This is a genomic window from Streptomyces milbemycinicus (assembly GCF_002154605.1).
Lineage (GTDB): Bacteria > Actinomycetota > Actinomycetes > Streptomycetales > Streptomycetaceae > Streptomyces > Streptomyces milbemycinicus.
In genome coordinates, this window is record NZ_MUNE01000026.1 from 12,764 (window position 1) to 28,684 (window position 15,921).

Annotated in this window: 12 protein-coding genes; 2 read left to right on the top strand and 10 right to left on the bottom strand. The window is 70.5% G+C overall.

The annotated features are described in order from the left end of the window. Positions 1-49: 49 nt before the first annotated feature. The 3 genes from CCN51_RS02110 to CCN51_RS02120 all read right to left on the bottom strand — a co-directional run bounded on the left by CCN51_RS02110 (position 50) and on the right by CCN51_RS02120 (position 2,203). Positions 50-1,012, bottom strand: a complete 963-nt coding sequence (locus CCN51_RS02110; RefSeq protein WP_014178242.1) for a PDDEXK family nuclease — start codon at positions 1,010-1,012, stop codon at positions 50-52. Between the two features lie 127 nt (positions 1,013-1,139). After that, the gene (locus CCN51_RS02115; RefSeq protein WP_014178241.1) at positions 1,140-1,340 is read right to left on the bottom strand and encodes a DUF397 domain-containing protein; all 201 of its coding nucleotides are present in this window, start codon (positions 1,338-1,340) and stop codon (positions 1,140-1,142) included. 11 nt (positions 1,341-1,351) lie between these two features. Further along, entirely contained in the window at positions 1,352-2,203 is an 852-nt protein-coding gene (locus tag CCN51_RS02120; protein WP_014178240.1) for a helix-turn-helix domain-containing protein, read from the bottom strand. A 187-nt stretch (positions 2,204-2,390) separates the two neighbouring features. Here CCN51_RS02120 and CCN51_RS02125 point away from each other — a divergent pair, with 187 nt between their 5' ends. Next, positions 2,391-2,825 carry an ATP-binding protein gene (locus tag CCN51_RS02125; RefSeq protein WP_014178239.1) on the top strand — a complete coding sequence of 145 codons (435 nt, stop codon included), beginning with the start codon at positions 2,391-2,393 and terminating at the stop codon, positions 2,823-2,825. Between the two features lie 16 nt (positions 2,826-2,841). On the opposite strand, the gene CCN51_RS02130 is transcribed toward CCN51_RS02125, so the two are convergent. The 6 genes from CCN51_RS02130 to dnaK all read right to left on the bottom strand — a co-directional run bounded on the left by CCN51_RS02130 (position 2,842) and on the right by dnaK (position 10,532). Further along, positions 2,842-3,117, bottom strand: coding sequence for a hypothetical protein (locus tag CCN51_RS02130; protein ID WP_014178238.1), 276 nt, complete (start codon positions 3,115-3,117; stop codon positions 2,842-2,844). A 1,253-nt stretch (positions 3,118-4,370) separates the two neighbouring features. Next, complete coding sequence (locus CCN51_RS56905; protein ID WP_014178236.1) at positions 4,371-6,149, bottom strand: AfsR/SARP family transcriptional regulator; 1,779 nt, start codon at positions 6,147-6,149, stop codon at positions 4,371-4,373. Positions 6,150-6,254: 105 nt separating this feature from the next. Beyond that, complete coding sequence (locus tag CCN51_RS02140; RefSeq protein WP_238545423.1) at positions 6,255-6,758, bottom strand: heat shock protein transcriptional repressor HspR; 504 nt, start codon at positions 6,756-6,758, stop codon at positions 6,255-6,257. Positions 6,759-6,762: 4 nt separating this feature from the next. Next, complete coding sequence (gene dnaJ, locus CCN51_RS02145; RefSeq protein WP_014178234.1) at positions 6,763-7,941, bottom strand: molecular chaperone DnaJ; 1,179 nt, start codon at positions 7,939-7,941, stop codon at positions 6,763-6,765. Positions 7,942-8,019: 78 nt separating this feature from the next. Continuing rightward, positions 8,020-8,667 carry a nucleotide exchange factor GrpE gene (grpE, locus tag CCN51_RS02150; protein WP_014178233.1) on the bottom strand — a complete coding sequence of 216 codons (648 nt, stop codon included), beginning with the start codon at positions 8,665-8,667 and terminating at the stop codon, positions 8,020-8,022. Then, on the bottom strand, positions 8,664-10,532 hold the full coding sequence (dnaK, locus tag CCN51_RS02155) for a molecular chaperone DnaK (protein ID WP_014178232.1): 1,869 nt from the start codon (positions 10,530-10,532) through the stop codon (positions 8,664-8,666). Before dnaK ends, grpE begins: the two co-directional genes overlap by 4 nt. A 303-nt stretch (positions 10,533-10,835) precedes the next feature. On the opposite strand from dnaK, the gene CCN51_RS02160 reads away from it, so the two are divergent. Continuing rightward, positions 10,836-13,100: a (Fe-S)-binding protein gene (locus CCN51_RS02160; RefSeq protein WP_014178231.1), complete on the top strand. Its 2,265-nt coding sequence runs from the start codon at positions 10,836-10,838 to the stop codon at positions 13,098-13,100. A gap of 211 nt (positions 13,101-13,311) precedes the next feature. On the opposite strand, the gene CCN51_RS02165 is transcribed toward CCN51_RS02160, so the two are convergent. After that, positions 13,312-15,921, bottom strand: a 2,610-nt coding sequence (locus CCN51_RS02165) for a SpoIIE family protein phosphatase (RefSeq protein ID WP_086859203.1), incomplete at its 5' end; no start/stop codon positions are given.

Genomic DNA, 15,921 nt, shown 5'->3' on the forward strand with positions numbered 1-15,921 from the left:
GCATGGAGCGGGAAGTGCGGGCAGACCGCGCCCTCAAGCGTTCGGCCCGCTACGAAGCAGTCTCGACGCCTGACAGCTGTGCCAAGGCGCCCCGGATGTCGCGAATCATCGCTCCGGGGCACCGGTGCACGTCGCTCGCCGTGAACCTCAGAATGCGGCGCACTTCCGCGCACGACATCAGGCCGTTGAAGCGAACCGTGTCCCGCTGATGCTGGGCCCGGCTGCCGTGCCACCGGTAGCCCTCGATCTCCACCACCAGCCCCTGCGCCCGGAAGAAGAAATCCGGATACGCCCGCCTGCCCGTCGAGGTAGTGAGCAGTACCTGCGACTCGGGGTACAGCCCGGCGTCGCACATCCGCAGCCGGGCGATCGTCTCCACCGGTGATCCCGCCTTGGGGTCCACCAGGGCCAACCACTCCCGTGCGGCCTTCCTGCCGTGCATGGTGGACCCCCTCTCCACGGCGCCGACAATTTCTCCCAGCGTCGTCAGCGGCTCCCTGCGCCGCTTCACGTCCTCGTATCGACTGGGTCGCCTGCTCACCGCCGACTCCACGGCCACCAGCGCGTTATCGCGGGGACCGGCCCGCAGCAGATCCGCCATCGTGCGCGCCACCGTGGTCACCCTCAGCCCGCCCACCACCGTGATCTCGTCCGCGCCGAGCCGTAGCCGGTGCAGCATGCCGCCGTGGACCTCCGTCCTGGCCCCGGGTGGTCCGGTGAACTCCACACCCTGTGTACGGGTCTCGATGTCATGCAACACCGCGGCCGCCGTGTGGCTCACCACAAGCCGCGGATGCGCCAGTTGGTTCGCCCAAAGCAACACCATCGGTCCCACCACACGCCCGGGCCCCACCCACACCCCTGGGCGGACCTGCGTCCACCCCTCGTTGCTGAACCGGCGGTTCAACCGACCGCGCTTCCAGCCGCCCGACAGCGCCTGAGCAGTCAGCACCACCCCTCCCTGAGCACCCGCCAGCCTGCTCAGCGAGACCGTGTCCTCCGCCCCCGTCATCTCCCCACAGTGCCCCAAGCCCTGCCTCTCGCGCGGGGCCTGTGGATAACGCGGATGCGGTGGGTTTGCGTCGCCTACACGGCCGTATCGGGCGCGATGGCGACGCAAACCCACCGCAATGCCCGGCTCACCCGACCACGTGGTCGAGGTGCCCCGCTTTGGCCGCCCGGATGAAGGCCGCGAGCGGGCGCGGGGCGGTGCGTATGGCTGTGCCGGGGGTCTCGCTCTCGCGGAGGTGTATCGCGCCGTCGGCAGCGGCGAGTTCTATGCAGTTGTTGTCCGGGCCTGTCCCCGAGAAGGAGGACTTTCGCCAGCGGGCCTGATGCATGTCCTGATCCTCTACAGCTCTCGTGCGATGCGGTGGATGAAGTCTCGCGACTTCGCGGGGCTGATCGCCGACGCCTCGATGGTACTGAGGAGGGCACGGTAGTAGTTGAGCTGCGCCTCTGCATGCAGGAAGTCGATGCCGTGCATGTGGTCGATCTGCACGGTATCGAGCGGGGGAACCGGGCCTGTCGCGTAGGTCATCGCATACCCCATGCCCGCGAATCCCTCCGCCGAGAAGGGCACCACCCGCACGGTGACATGGGGCAGTTCTGATGTCTCCAGGATGGAGTCCAACTGTGCGCGGGCCGTCTTCCGATCACCGACCCTCATCAGCAGCGCGGCCTCATGGATGATCGCCGTGAAGCTGGGCGGATCTTCACGCTCCAGCACGGCACGACGCCGCAGACGGAAGTCGATGACCGCCTCAAGGTGGTCCGAGGCGTGGACGGAGCGCGCGTAGGTGAACAGGGCCCGCATATACGGCTCCACTTGGAGCAGCCCTGGAATGTGCACCACCTGCAGACTTCGCATCCCACGGGAGTGCCACTCCAGAGCAGCGAGGTCCAGCGAAGTCGAGGCGAGGGTGCCGCGGCACTCCTCCCACCAGCCTCGCCCACGCGCCGTCGCCATCGCGGCCAGTGCGTCGACCAACGCGTCATCCCCGCAGCGGTATTGGTCGGCGAGCGTGCGCAGCCGCTCCTCGCTGACGCCGAGACGGCCGACCTCCATATGGCTCATCTGCATGGGGCTCACGCCCAGGCGCCTGGCCGCCTCTCGTGCGGTCATGCCGGCCCGCTCCCGCATTTTCCGCAGCTCGGCGCCCAGCCGCTCCTGACGGGCGGTGGGGTTACTCCTTGGCGGCATGGGCCTACTCCCTGCTACTCAGCGGCTGCGGCGCCACCATGCCACGGCTCGCACCGTTTGGGCGAACTTGGCGTACTAGGTTGCGCCGGTACTACGTAGCACCCTACGTTGAGTATTGCGACGCTCACCGAGCGAAACGTCCGGTCGACCGGAGCTCGCACACCCCACCGCGCCACAGGAGGCCCACATGCCCCTCGTCACCCCTGCCGTCGCGCCCTTCGAATACTGCCTCCACGTGCCGCACGACCCCCGTGCCGTCCGCGTAGCCCGGGCCTCCCTCCGTACCGCCCTCACCGCGCATGAGCTGCCTGAACTGATCGAGCGAGCGGAGCTGCTGGCCAGCGAAATGGTCACCAACGCGATCGTGCACGCCGAAGGGGAGGCCGACCTGCGGGTGAAGTGGTACGCCGAGAGGTTGCGCATGACGGTCTGGGACACCAGCGCGGCGCCTCCCAACCGGCGGGAGATCCACGTGGACAGCGAATGCGGGCGGGGGCTGCAGCTGCTGGGACTGCTCGCCGACAGCTGGAATTACTTCCCGCTCACCGGCGAGCTGTGGGGTCCGGCGTCCAAGGTGGTCTGGTGCGAGATCAGCCGGACGCCGCCCCCAGGCTGGGGCTGAGCGGGGCCCGGCGCCGTCAGGGGACGGCGACGGCCACGCGGCGGAACTCGACGGACTCGATGGTGACGCCGGGTGCCGTCCAGCCGACGGCGGGCGGGGTGGCCGCGTGGGCCTGCTCCTCAGTCTCGAAGACGGTCATCGAGAAGCCACGGCCGTCGACGGGTTCCAGCCAGTACCCGGTGAGGAAGCCGGGCGCCGAGCGGATTCTCGGCAGGATGTCGTCCATCAGCGCGGCGGCGGCAGCGGGGGCCTGGGCTGGGTCGATGGTCAAGGTCACGAGGGCTGCGTACATGGGGTGCTCCCTGCTGGCTGTGGATGGTTCAGACAGCAGGTCAGACGTCGCGACCGGGCAAAACTCATCGGTCTGCCCGGCCACCTAGCGCCTGGCGAGGACATGGTAGTCGCGCAGCGTGATGTTCTCGGCGGTCTTGCGGGCGATCTTGGTCGCCATGTTCTTACCCGGCAGGTAGGGGATGAGCCTGTAGTAGCCGTTGAGCAGCGCGGCGAGGGTGCGGTTACGGGGGACCATGAGCTTGGCGACGCCGTCGCCCATCTTCTGGCAGCCCGTCGCGTACTCGCGCATCTCCTCCTCGTAGCGGGCGTACGCGACGCGGTGGTCGCCGTGCGCGGCGGCCAGTTCCCCGGCGAGGACGTAGGCGCCGACCAGGGCGAGGCCCGAGCCCATGCCGGAGAGGGAGGAGGGGCAGTACGCGGCGTCGCCGATCAGGGCGGTCCGGCCGCGGGTCCAGCTGTCCATGTGGACCTGGCCGACGGCGCTCGCGTAGTCGGCGCGGGCCGCGGCCGGGTCGTCGAGCTGATCGCCCCGGTTGACCAGCAGGTCGGCGCTGTCCTCCAGGGCCCCCAGCTCCCCGGTGAGGGCGAGGGCTTCGTCGGTCAGCGCGATGGCCCGCGCCCGGTCGCCCCGTCCGCCCGCGAGGCCGGCCAGCACGTCCAGGGCCAGCGCGGTGCCCCAGCGGTCGCCGAGCGCGCGGAACCCCTCCACCGCTGTGGCCATGGCGCGCTCGGCCGCCTCGGTGTCTCCCTCGCCGAGCGCCCCGAACCCCGTCACGTACCAGGCGACTGCCCGTGCCCACGGCTCGGGGCAGTCCCGCTGGGACGACACGAGCGCGAACGCGCCCCCCGGATCGGTCTCGCTCGCGTTCCGCATCAGCCACAGGAGCAGGGCGGCCGGATACCGGCCCGCCCGGTCCCCCGGCCAGGAGGCGGCCAGCGCCTTCTCGGCCGTCGCGCGGTGCCGCCGCCAGACCGGTCGTCCGGCGCTGCCGGACGCCGCGAGCAGCACGCAGACCGCGTACTCCTCGCCGAACCCCTCCGAAGGCGTGTCGCCGACCGCGTCGAGCAGCGCGATCGCGTACGGGGCGACCGGGGCGGAGGCGCCGCGGATCCACAGATAGGTCGAGGCGGAGGCGAGCAGTTCCAGGCCCGTCGGGACATCCGGGGTCTCGACCGCCCAGCACAGGGCCGCCAGCAGATTGTCGTGTTCGGCCGCGAGGATCCGCAGCCGGTCCCGTTGTCCGGCCCGCCTCAGGTGCGGGTCGGCGGTCCGCGCCAGCTCCAGGAAGTGCCGGGCGTGGGCGCGCCGTGCCGACTCGCGTTCGCCCGCCTCATCAAGCCGCTCGGAGCCGTAGGCGCGGATGGTCTCCAGCATCCGGTAGCGCCCGCCGCCCGCGGCGTCCAGGAGCGACTTGTCGGCCAGCGACTCCAGCGTTTCGCCGTCCGTGCCGCACACTCGCAGCGCGGCCTCGGCCGTCGCGCCGTCGGCGAACACCGCGAAGCGACGTGCGGCCCGCTGCTCGGGCTCCGACAGCAGGTCCCAGCTCCAGGCGACCACCGAGCGCAGCGTCCGGCGCCGCTCGTCGGCCGTACGGCTGCCACGGGCCGCGACCCCGAGCCGGTCGTCCAGCCGGCCCGCGAGGTCGTCGATGTCGAGTGTGCGCAGCCGTGCCGCCGCGAGTTCGATGGCCAGCGGCAGATCGTCGAGGGCGGCGCAGACGCGCCGTATGAGTCGGGGGTCGGCGGTGAAGCCGCGCCGTACGGCGCCGGCCCGGTCGGTGAGCGTATCGCCGCCTCGTCGGCCAGCGGCCGCACCTGCCGGACGTGCTCGCCGATGACGCCGAGCGGCTCGCGGCTCGTCGCCAGGACGCGCAGCCGCGGGCAGGCCGCGAGCAGCCGCGCCGCCAGGACGGCGGTCTCCTCGACGACGTGCTCGCAGTTGTCGAGGACGAGCAGCAGCATCCGGTCCGACAGCGCGGTGATCAGCCGCTCGACCGGCGTCCGGGGGCCGCTCCCCAGCTGGAGCCCGTTCTCGCGCAGGCCGAGCGCGCCCAGCAGCGCCTGTGGCAGCCCCGAGCCGTCGCGCAGCGGAGCCAGCGCCACGAAGCACACCTCGTCGGCCGCGACCCCGGCGACCTCCACCGACAGCCGGGTCTTGCCGACCCCGCCGGGACCGATCAGCGTGACCAGCCGGGCCACCCGCAACAGCTCGGCGACCTCGGTCACCTCCTCGGCCCGGCCCACGAAGGACGTCAGCTGGGCGGGTGGCGCGACGGGCGACGGCGACGGAGCGGCGCTCAGCAGTTCCCGGTGCAGTGCGGCGAGTTCGGCGGAGGGATCTGCGCCCAGCTCCTCGGCCAGGTGTCTCCGGGTCTCCTCGAACACCATCAGCGCCTCGGCCTGCCCGCCCCCGGCGAACAGGGCACGTATCAGCAGCCCGGCCGGCCGTTCCCTGAGCGGATGGCGGCCGACCAGCTCGCGCAACTCCGGTACGGCCGCGCCATGTTCGCCGAGTCGCAGTTCGCCCTCGATCCGGTCCTCGAGCGCCCTGAGCTTGAGCTCCTCCAGCCGCACGGCGGCGGCCCGGGCCGTCTCGCTCTCGGCGACCTCGGCCAACGCGGGCCCCCGCCACAGCCCCAGCGCCTCACGCAGCAGCGCGACCGCCCGCCCGGGGTCACAGCGCCCGGCGTCGCCGTCGCCCAGCGCGGCCCGGCCCTCCCGGGCCAGCCGCTCGAACCGGCAGGCGTCCACGTCCTCGGGCGCCACCACGATCCGATAGCCCGCTCCGGCCCGCTCGATCGCGGCCGCCGGGCCCAGCGCCGTACGCAGCCTGGACACCTGGGACTGCAGCGCATGCGCCGACAGCCCGCCGCCCGGGTCGAGTTCCCCGGCCAGCCGGTCGGACGACACGACCTCACCGGGACGGGCCAGCAGCAGCGCCAGCAGCGCCCGGCGGGCCGGCCCGCCCAGCGGAACCTCGGCCCCGTCGTCGCGCCACGCCCGGGTCTCGCCGAGGATTCCGAACCGCATGCCGGTGATTATGCACACGCCAAAGCGGCCCGGTGACCGACGGATCGGTCACCGGGCCGCTCGATGTCCGGCGAGGCCGTGGCGAGGCCGTGGCGAGGCCGGAGGTTACTCCGACCGCTTGGGCTTGGGCCGCCACACCACCAGCGCGCTGGTCTGCCGGACCTGGTCGTAGGGGACCAGGTCGCGGCGGTAGGAGGCGTGGACCGCGGCCTCGCGCTGCTGCATCGCCGCGGCCGCGCCCTCGACCGCGGACTGGAGTTCGGCGACGCGCTCCTGGAGGGCGGCGACCTGGTTCTCCAGTTCGATGATGCGCTTGATGCCGGCGAGGTTGATGCCCTCGTCCTGGGAGAGCTGCTGCACCTGGCGGAGCAGCTGGATGTCGCGGGCCGAGTAGCGGCGGCCCCGGCCGGCCGTGCGGTCGGGGGAGACCAGGCCCAGACGGTCGTACTGGCGCAGGGTCTGCGGGTGCAGCCCGGAGAGCTGGGCGGCCACCGAGATGACGTACACCGGCGACTCGTCGGTCAGCTCGTACGGGTTGCGGCTCCTCGCCCCGCCCGTACCACTCCTGCCTCCGGGGCCTACGGGGATTCCTCGGCCAGACGTCTCCATCGGGTCACGCTCCCTTCGCGGACTGGAACAGCTCCGCCCGCGGGTCCTCCCCCGCGGTCGCCTCTCGGTACGACTCCAGCGCCTCGCGCGCCTCGTCGCTGAGGTCCTTGGGGACGGTGACCTCGACGGTGACCAGGAGGTCGCCGCGGGTGCCGTCCTTGCGCACCGCGCCCTTGCCGCGGGCGCGCATCGTGCGGCCGTTGGGCGTGCCGGCCGGCAGTTTGAGGGTGACCGGGGGGCCGCCGAGCGTGGGGACCTTGATCTCGCCGCCGAGCGCCGCCTCCGGGAGGGTGACGGGCACGGTGACGGTGAGGTTGTCGTCCTTGCGGCCGAAGACCGGGTGGGGGTCCACATGGACCACCACGTACAGGTCGCCGGCGGGGCCGCCGGTCTCGCCCGGGGCGCCCTTGCCGCGCAGCCGGATCCGCTGGCCGTCGCTGACGCCCGCGGGGATCCGGACCTGCATGGTGCGGGCGCTGCGGGCGCGCCCGCTGCCCTTGCAGGTGTCGCAGGGGTTCTGCGCGATCAGGCCGCGGCCGCGGCAGTCCACGCACGGGTCGGTGAGCGAGAAGCCGCCCCCGCCGCCGCGGCTGACCTGGCCGGTGCCGACGCAGGTCGGGCACACGCGGGGGGTGCCGTTCTTGTCGCCGGTGCCCGAACACGCCTTGCACGGGGCCTGGCTGGACATCCGCAGCGGGACCGTGGCCCCCTCCACCGCCTCGGTGAAGCTGAGCGTCACCTCGGACTCGATGTCCTGGCCTCGGCGCGGCTGGGCACGGGTGCCGGCGCCGCGGTTGAAGAGTCCGCCGAAGACGTCCCCGAGGCCGCCGCCGAAGCCGCCGGCACCGGCGCCGCCCCCGCCCTGGGCGCCGCCGAAGAGGTCGCCGAGGTCGAAGTTGAAGTTGCCGGGGCCGCCCGCGCCCGGCCCCGGGCGGAATCCGCCGTTGCCGAACAGGGCGCGGGCCTCGTCGTACTCCTTGCGCCGCTTGGGGTCGCCGAGGACGTCGTTCGCCTCGGAGATCTCCTTGAAGCGCTCCTCGGCCTTGGCGTCGCCCTTGTTGGCGTCCGGGTGGAACTCGCGGGCGAGCTTCCGGTACGCCTTCTTGATCTCCGCCTCGGTGGCGTCCTTGGGGACGCCGAGGACCTTGTAGTAGTCCTTCTCGACGAAGTCCTTGGTGCTCATCCTCGACGTCCCTCCTCTCCTGCCATCGCTGTCACGTCAGCCACGTCAGCTGTCACGTAAGCCACGTCAGCTGTCACGTCAGCCCTCGTCCGGGCCACCGCTCTCCTCGTCCGGCGTCTCGTCCCCCTTGGGCTGGGCGCCCGGCTGGGGCTCGGCGACCGCGACCCGCGCCGGGCGGATCGTACGCTCGCCGATTCGATACCCCGGCTGCAGAATCTGCACGCACGTGGTTTCGGTGACGTCCGGCGCGTACGAGTGCATCAGCGCCTCGTGCACCAGCGGGTCGAAGGGCTCGCCCTCTGTGCCGAACTGCTGCAGCCCCATCTTCTGCGCGACCGTCTCCAGCGATTCGGCGACGGACTTGAAGCCGCCGACGAGCTCGCCGTGGTCACGGGCGCGGCCGATGTCGTCGAGCACGGGCAGCAGCTCGGTCAGGAGGTTCGCCACGGCGATCTCCTTGACCGTGACCCGGTCCCGCTCGACCCGGCGTCGATAGTTCTGGTACTCCGCCTGGAGCCGCTGGAGGTCGGCCGTCCGCTCGCCCAGCGCCGTACGGACCTGGTCCAGCTGGGCCTGGATGGCCACCTGCTCGAGGTCCCCTGCCGGGGCTGCCGGGCCCGCCTTGTCGGCGGACCCGGCGGCACCCTTGGCCGCATCGTCAGGGGTCTGTGCGGCCTCGGAGGGGACGTCGGGCTGCTCCTCGAAGCCCGGGGTCTCCTCCGTCACGCGGCACCACCCTGGCCCTTGTTGTCAGCCTTCTCGTCGTCCACGATCTCGGCGTCCACGACGTCGTCGTCGGCCTTGGCCTGGCCGCCGTCGGCCGCGCCCGCGGCACCCGCCGCGCCCGCGCCGTCCGCCTGGGCGTTGGCGTAAAGCGCCTGGCCCAGCTTCTGGCTGACGGCCGCGACCTTCTCGGTGGCGGTGCGGATCTCGGCGGTGTCGTCGCCCTTGAGCTTTTCCTTCAGCTCGCCGAGCGCGGTCTCGACCTCGGTCTTGACGTCGCCGGGGACCTTGTCCTCGTTGTCCTTGAGGAACTTCTCGGTCTGGTAGACCAGCTGCTCGGCCTGGTTGCGGGTCTCGGCGGCCTCGCGGCGCTTGTGGTCCTCCTCCGCGTACTGGTCGGCCTCGCGCATCATGCGGTCGATGTCGTCCTTCGGCAGCGCGGAGCCGCCGGTGACGGTCATCTTCTGCTCCTTGCCGGTGCCGAGGTCCTTGGCGCCGACGTGCATGATCCCGTTGGCGTCGATGTCGAAGGTGACCTCGATCTGCGGCACACCGCGCGGGGCCGGCGGCAGGCCGGTCAGCTCGAACATGCCGAGCTTCTTGTTGTACGCCGCGATCTCGCGCTCGCCCTGGTAGACCTGGATCTGCACGGACGGCTGGTTGTCCTCGGCCGTGGTGAAGATCTCCGAGCGCTTGGTCGGAATGGTCGTGTTGCGCTCGATCAGCTTGGTCATGATGCCGCCCTTGGTCTCGATACCCAGGGACAGCGGGGTGACGTCCAGCAGCAGGACGTCCTTGACCTCACCCTTGAGGACACCGGCCTGGAGCGAGGCGCCGATGGCGACGACCTCGTCCGGGTTGACGCCCTTGTTGGCTTCCTTGCCGCCGGTCAGCTCCTTGACGAGCTCGGCGACGGCGGGCATCCGGGTCGAGCCGCCGACCAGGACCACGTGGTCGATCTCGGAGAGGGCGATGCCCGCGTCCTTGATCACGTTGTGGAAGGGGACCTTGCAGCGATCGAGAAGGTCGCTGGTCAGCTGCTGGAACTGGGCGCGGGTGAGCTTCTCGTCCAGGTGCAGCGGGCCCTCGGCGGACGCCGTGATGTAGGGCAGGTTGATGGTGGTCTCGGTCGAGCTGGAGAGCTCGATCTTCGCCTTCTCAGCGGCCTCACGGAGGCGCTGCAGGGCCATCTTGTCCTTGGACAGGTCGACGCCGTGGCCGTTGTTGAACTGCTTGACCAGGTAGTCGACGACGCGCTGGTCCCAGTCGTCACCACCGAGGTGGTTGTCACCGTTGGTGGCCTTGACCTCGACCACGCCGTCGCCGATCTCCAGCAGCGAGACGTCGAAGGTGCCGCCGCCGAGGTCGAAGACCAGGATGGTCTGGTCGTCCTTCTCGAGCCCGTAGGCGAGGGCGGCGGCGGTAGGCTCGTTGACGATACGCAGGACGTTGAGGCCCGCGATCTCACCGGCCTCCTTGGTGGCCTGGCGCTCGGCGTCGTTGAAGTACGCCGGGACGGTGATGACCGCGTCCGCGACCTTCTCGCCCAGGTAGGCCTCGGCGTCCCGCTTGAGCTTCTGCAGAATGAAGGCGCTCATCTGCTGCGGGTTGAAGTTCTTGCCGTCGAGGTTGATGTGCCAGTCGGTGCCCATGTGGCGCTTGACCGACCGGATGGTCCGGTCCACGTTGGTCACGGCCTGGCGCTTGGCGACCTCACCGACCAGGACCTCGCCGTTCTTGGCGAAGGCGACGACGGACGGCGTGGTCCTGGCGCCCTCGGCGTTGGTGATGACGGTGGGCTCACCGCCTTCGAGCACACTGACGACGGAGTTCGTCGTACCCAGGTCGATGCCGACCGCACGAGCCATTTCGCAATCCTCCAGCTACACAGCATTGAGTGGAACAGGCTCAAGAGTGCATGATCAACTTCCGCCTGTCAACAGACCTGAGTCGGGCGGGCTCAACTTTTATATGGCGCTTATGGACAGGACACGGACAAGAGTGAAGCTCAAGAGAGGGAGAGGCGAGGACATGACCCGGGCAGCCACAGCCAAGCGACACAGATCACCGGCCGGTCGACTACATAGGCCGCCGCTTCCCCGGGTAATCTCGGTCAAGACCCGATAAGTTACTGCTTAGTAATTCCGCTCTCGCAGGTTCGAGGAGCCCCCATGCAACTCGCCGCGATCATCGTGTCGCTGGTTCTCACCGCGGTCGGCGTTGCCCTGCTCGGCCGCGCCATCGCGCAGTTCGTGCGCTTCTTCAAACTCGGCGCGCCGGTGCCCGCGGGCGCCCGGACCGACAACCCCTATCAGCGCAGCGTGACGCTGGTGAAGGAATTCCTGGCGCACACCCGGATGAACAAGTGGGGCATCGTCGGCATCGCCCACTGGTTCGTCGCGATCGGCTTCCTGACCCTGCCGCCGACCATCATCAACGCCTACGGCCAGCTCTTCCAGGCGGACTGGACGCTGCCGATCCTCGGCGGCTTCCTCCCGTACGAGCTGTACATCGAGTTCATCGGCACGATGACCACGCTCGGCATCGCGACCCTGATCGTGATCCGGCTGCTCAACCTGCCCAGCCGGGCCGGCCGCAAGTCGCGGTTCGCCGGCTCCACGGCCTGGCAGGCGTACTTCGTCGAGTACGTCATCCTCATCATCGGCCTGGCGATCATGGCGCTGCGCGGCACGGAAGGCGCACTGCACCACGTCGACTCCTACGAGCCGGAGTACTTCGCCTCGTATCCGCTGGTGCTGCTCTTCAAGAGCCTCAGCGTCGGCACGGTGCAGAACCTGACCTACCTGTTCGCAATGATCAAGCTCGGCACCACGATGGTCTGGATGATCACGGTCTCCACGAACATCGACATGAGCGTCGCCTGGCACCGCTTCCTCGCGTTCCCCAACATCTGGTTCAAGCGCGAGTCGAGCGGGGACGTGGCGCTTGGCGCGCTGCAGCCGATGACCTCGGGCGGCAAGCCGATCGACTTCGAGGACCCGGGTGAGGACGACCAGTTCGGCGTCTCGCAGATCGAGCACTTCTCCTGGAAGGGCCTGCTCGACTTCTCCACCTGCACCGAGTGCGGCCGCTGCCAGTCACAGTGCCCCGCCTGGAACACCGGCAAGCCGCTCTCGCCCAAGCTGCTGATCATGTCGCTGCGCGACCACTCGCACGCCAAGGCGCCGTATCTGCTCGCGGGCGGCGGCAAGAATGCCGAGGGGGAGGAGAAGGCGTCCGAGGAACAGCTGGCCTCCGTGCCCGCCGCTGCCTTGGCCGAGGCCGAGCGGCCGATGATCGGCACGCTGGCGGAGAGCGGCGTCATCGACCCGGATGTGCTGTGGTCCTGCACCACCTGCGGCGCCTGCGTCGAGCAGTGCCCGGTCGACATCGAGCACGTCGACCACATCGTGGACATGCGCCGCTACCAGGTGATGATCGAGTCCTCGTTCCCGTCGGAGGCGGGCACGATGCTCAAGAACCTGGAGAAGAAGGGCAACCCCTGGGGGCTCGCGAAGAAGCAGCGGCTGGCATGGACCAAGGAAGTCGAATTCGAGGTCCCGGTCGTCGGCAAGGACATCGAGGACCTGTCCGAGGTCGACTACCTGTACTGGGTCGGCTGCGCGGGCGCCCTGGAGGACCGCGCGAAGAAGACCACCAAGGCCTTCGCGGAGCTGCTGCACATCGCGGGCGTCAAGTTCGCGATCATGGGCGGCGACGAGGCGTGCACCGGCGACTCCGCCCGCCGCCTCGGCAACGAATTCCTCTTCCAGCAGCTCGGCCAGCAGAACGTCGAGATGCTGAACATGGCATTCGGCGAAGATGCCGAGGACGGTGTCGTCGTCGAGAAGTCCAAGAAGAAGATCGTCGCGACCTGCCCGCACTGCTTCAACACCATCGCGAACGAGTATCCGCAGCTCGGCGGCCACTACGAGGTCATCCACCACACCCAGCTGCTGCAGCACCTCATCGACGAGGGCAAGCTGATCCCGGTCACCCCGGTCGAAGGGCTCATCACCTACCACGACCCCTGCTACCTGGGCCGGCACAACAAGGTCTACACCCCGCCGCGCGAGATCATCGCCAAGGTGCCGGGGCTGCGCAACGAGGAAATGCACCGCCACAAGGAGCGCGGCTTCTGCTGTGGTGCGGGTGGCGCCCGAATGTGGATGGAAGAGCGCATCGGCAAGCGCATCAACGACGAGCGCGTGGACGAGGCGCTGTCCCTCAACCCGGACATCGTCTCCACCGCCTGCCCGTTCTGCCTCGTCATGCTGACCGACTCCGTCAACGGCAAGAAGAATGACGGAAAGGCGAAGGAGTCGCTGCAGGTCGTGGACGTCGCGCAGCTGCTGCTCGACTCCGTCAGGACACCCGCGGAGCCGGAGGACGACGGCGAGACGGCGGAGGAACCGGAGCCGCAGCCGGTGAAGTAGCAGACATCTCCGATCCGAACGTGCCGATGGGCTTGTGCCGACGGGCTTGATCCGACTGACCGGATCAAGCCCGTCGGGCGTTGGGGCCACGCTGCCGCGTTGCTGCCGCGTTGGGGCGGCCACGCTGCCGTGTTGGGGCCACGCTGCCGCGTGAGGGCCACGCTGCCTTCACGCTGTCGGGCAGAGCCTTCACGCTGTCGGGCAGACCGCCCTACCCCCGCCGCTTACCGCGCTCCGGCAGCGTCTGCTCCGTCCAGATGACCTTGCCCTCCGCCGTATATCTCGTCCCCCACCGGTCGGCGAAGCGCGAGACGAGGAACAGCCCGCGCCCGCCCTCGTCCTCCGTCGCCGCGTACCGCAGATGCGGCGAGGTACTGCTGGTGTCGGACACCTCGCAGATCAGGCTGCGGTCGCACAGCAGCCGCACCCGGATCGGCCCGGTCGCGTACCGGATCGCGTTGGTGATCAGCTCGCTGAGGATGAGCTCGGTGGTGAACGCGACGTCGCCCAGGTCCCACTCGGCCAGCCGCGCCGCCACGGCGGCGCGCACCGCGGAGACCAGGGCCGGTTCGGACGGCACCTCCCAGTCCGCGATCCGCTCCGGCTCCAGCACCCGCGTACAGGCGACGATCAGCGCGATGTCGTCGCCGGGGGTGTCGGGCAGCATCTCGGCGAGGACCGCCGTACAAGTCTCCTCCGGCGTCCGCCCGGCGTGGGAGAGGGAGGCGCGCAGCAGCTCCAGGCCCTCCTCGATGTCCCGGTCGCGCTTCTCGACCAGGCCATCGGTGTAGAGCACCAGATGGCTGCCCTCGGGCAGCTGCAGCTCCACCGTCTCGAAGGGCAGGGTGCCCAGGCCCAGCGGCGGCCCGGCGGGCACCTCGGAGAACTCCACCGAGCCGTCGGGGGCGACCACCGCGGGCGGCGGATGCCCGGCGCGGGCCATCGTGCAGCGCCGGGACACCGGGTCGTAGATCGCGTAGAGACACGTGGCGCCGATGATCACACCGCCGCCCTCCAGGCTCTCCGAGGTCTCGTCCTGGTCGATCCGGGCGATCAGATCGTCCAGATGGGAAAGGATCTCGTCGGGCGGCAGATCGAGGGTGGAGAAGTTGTGCACGGCAGTACGCAGCCGCCCCATCGTGGCCGCGGCATGCAGCCCATGCCCGACCACATCGCCCACCACCAGCGCCACCCGAGCCCCCGGCAGCGGAATCACATCGAACCAGTCGCCACCCACCCCCGACTCCGCCGGCAGATAGCGATACGCCACATCCAGCGCGCTCTGCTCGGGCAGCACCTGCGGCAGCAGGCTGCGCTGCAGCGTCACGGCCATGGTGTGCTCGCGCGTGTAACGCCGCGCGTTGTCGATGGACACCGCGGCCCGGGCGACCAGCTCCTCCGCGAGGGAGACGTCGTCCTCCTCGAAGGGCTCGGGCTTCTCCGAGCGCATGAACGTGGCGATGCCCAGGATCACGCCCCGGGCCCGCAGCGGGACCGCGATCATGGAGTGGATGCCGCGGTCGACGATCGCCCGCGCCCGCTCCGGATCGTGCTCATGCCACCCGGCGAAGTCGGGAAGCACGGCCTCCACCGTCGTCTCACCGCTCGCGTAGCCCTTGGCCTGGGGCGTGGCCGGCCCGTAACGGATCATCCCGCCCAGCGGATAGAGCGGTACGTCCTCGCGGATGCCGCTGAGGGCGGTGCGGCGCAGCGAGGTGCGCGCCGTGGTGCCGCTGCCCGTCGCCGCGCCCGTCGGCTCCTCGCCGCGCAGCACCGGGTCCACCAGGTCCACCGCCACATAGTCGGTGAACCGTTCCGCCGCGTACTCGGTCAGCTCCTGGGCGGTACGCACCACATCCAGCGTCGTGCCGATCCGCAGGCCCGCGTCGTACAGCAGCTTCAGCCGCTTGCGCGCCAGATCGACCTTGCCGGACAGCGCGCGCAGCTCGGTGGTGTCCCGGAGGGTCGCGACGCTGCCGGGCGGACCGCCGTTGCGGTCGGTCGGCCGGTGGCTGACCGTCAGCAGCCGCTCCCCCGCCTTGTGCACCTCGTCGGTGGCGGCGCGGCCCGACACCAGCAGCTCGGCCGTGCTCTCGTCGAAGCCGAGGTCGGCGACGGGGCGCCCCTCGGCGTCCGGCGGCAGGTCGAACAGCCGGCGCGCCTCGTCGTTGGCCAGCATCAGCCGCCGCTCGCCGTCGACGATCAGCACGCCCTCCCGTACGGCGTGCAGCACCGCGTCATGGTGCTCGTACATCCGGGTCATCTCGCCCGGGTCCAGGCCGTGGGTCTGCCGCCGCAACCGCCCGCTGACCAGCGCCGTACCACCCATGGCCAGGGTGAGGGCGGCGGCGACCCCGCCGAGGAGGATCGGCAGCTGCCGGTCGACCGCGCCGCTCACCTTCTTCACGGTGATCCCGGCGGCGACCAGCCCGACGACCTTGCCCCGGCTGTCGGTCACGGGCACCACGGCCCGTACGGAGGGGCCGAGGACGCCCGTGGACGTCTCCATGACGGTGTCACCCTCCGCGGCGTCACGGTAGCTCCCGAGGAAGTGCCGACCGATCTCCTTCGCTTTGGGGTGGGTATAGCGGATCCCGTCCGTCGTCAGGACGACGATGAAGTCGACACCGGCCCTGTTGCGGGCGCGCTCGGTGCGCGGCTGGAGGATCGCGGTCGGGTCGGGGGAGCGCAGCGCCTCGACCATGCCCGGGGCGCTGGCGAATGCCTCGGCGACGGCCAGCGAGCGGCGGCGGGCCTCCAGGTCGGTGTCGTGCCGGGACTGCAGCACGAGGGCCGCCGCGGCGGCCCTCGTGCTGCAGTC

What these genes read in the sequence shown, in the direction of transcription:
- dnaJ (WP_014178234.1), bottom strand. Translation starts at nt 7,941, where the DNA reads ATGAGCACCAAGGACTTCGTCGAGAAGGACTACTACAAGGTCCTCGGC.
- CCN51_RS02160 (WP_014178231.1), top strand. Translation starts at nt 10,836, where the DNA reads ATGCAACTCGCCGCGATCATCGTGTCGCTGGTTCTCACCGCGGTCGGC.
- CCN51_RS02110 (WP_014178242.1), bottom strand. Translation starts at nt 1,012, where the DNA reads ATGACGGGGGCGGAGGACACGGTCTCGCTGAGCAGGCTGGCGGGTGCT.
- CCN51_RS02125 (WP_014178239.1), top strand. Translation starts at nt 2,391, where the DNA reads ATGCCCCTCGTCACCCCTGCCGTCGCGCCCTTCGAATACTGCCTCCAC.
- CCN51_RS02130 (WP_014178238.1), bottom strand. Translation starts at nt 3,117, where the DNA reads ATGTACGCAGCCCTCGTGACCTTGACCATCGACCCAGCCCAGGCCCCC.
- dnaK (WP_014178232.1), bottom strand. Translation starts at nt 10,532, where the DNA reads ATGGCTCGTGCGGTCGGCATCGACCTGGGTACGACGAACTCCGTCGTC.
- CCN51_RS02140 (WP_238545423.1), bottom strand. Translation starts at nt 6,758, where the DNA reads ATGGAGACGTCTGGCCGAGGAATCCCCGTAGGCCCCGGAGGCAGGAGT.
- CCN51_RS02115 (WP_014178241.1), bottom strand. Translation starts at nt 1,340, where the DNA reads ATGCATCAGGCCCGCTGGCGAAAGTCCTCCTTCTCGGGGACAGGCCCG.
- CCN51_RS56905 (WP_014178236.1), bottom strand. Translation starts at nt 6,149, where the DNA reads ATGCGGTTCGGAATCCTCGGCGAGACCCGGGCGTGGCGCGACGACGGG.
- CCN51_RS02120 (WP_014178240.1), bottom strand. Translation starts at nt 2,203, where the DNA reads ATGCCGCCAAGGAGTAACCCCACCGCCCGTCAGGAGCGGCTGGGCGCC.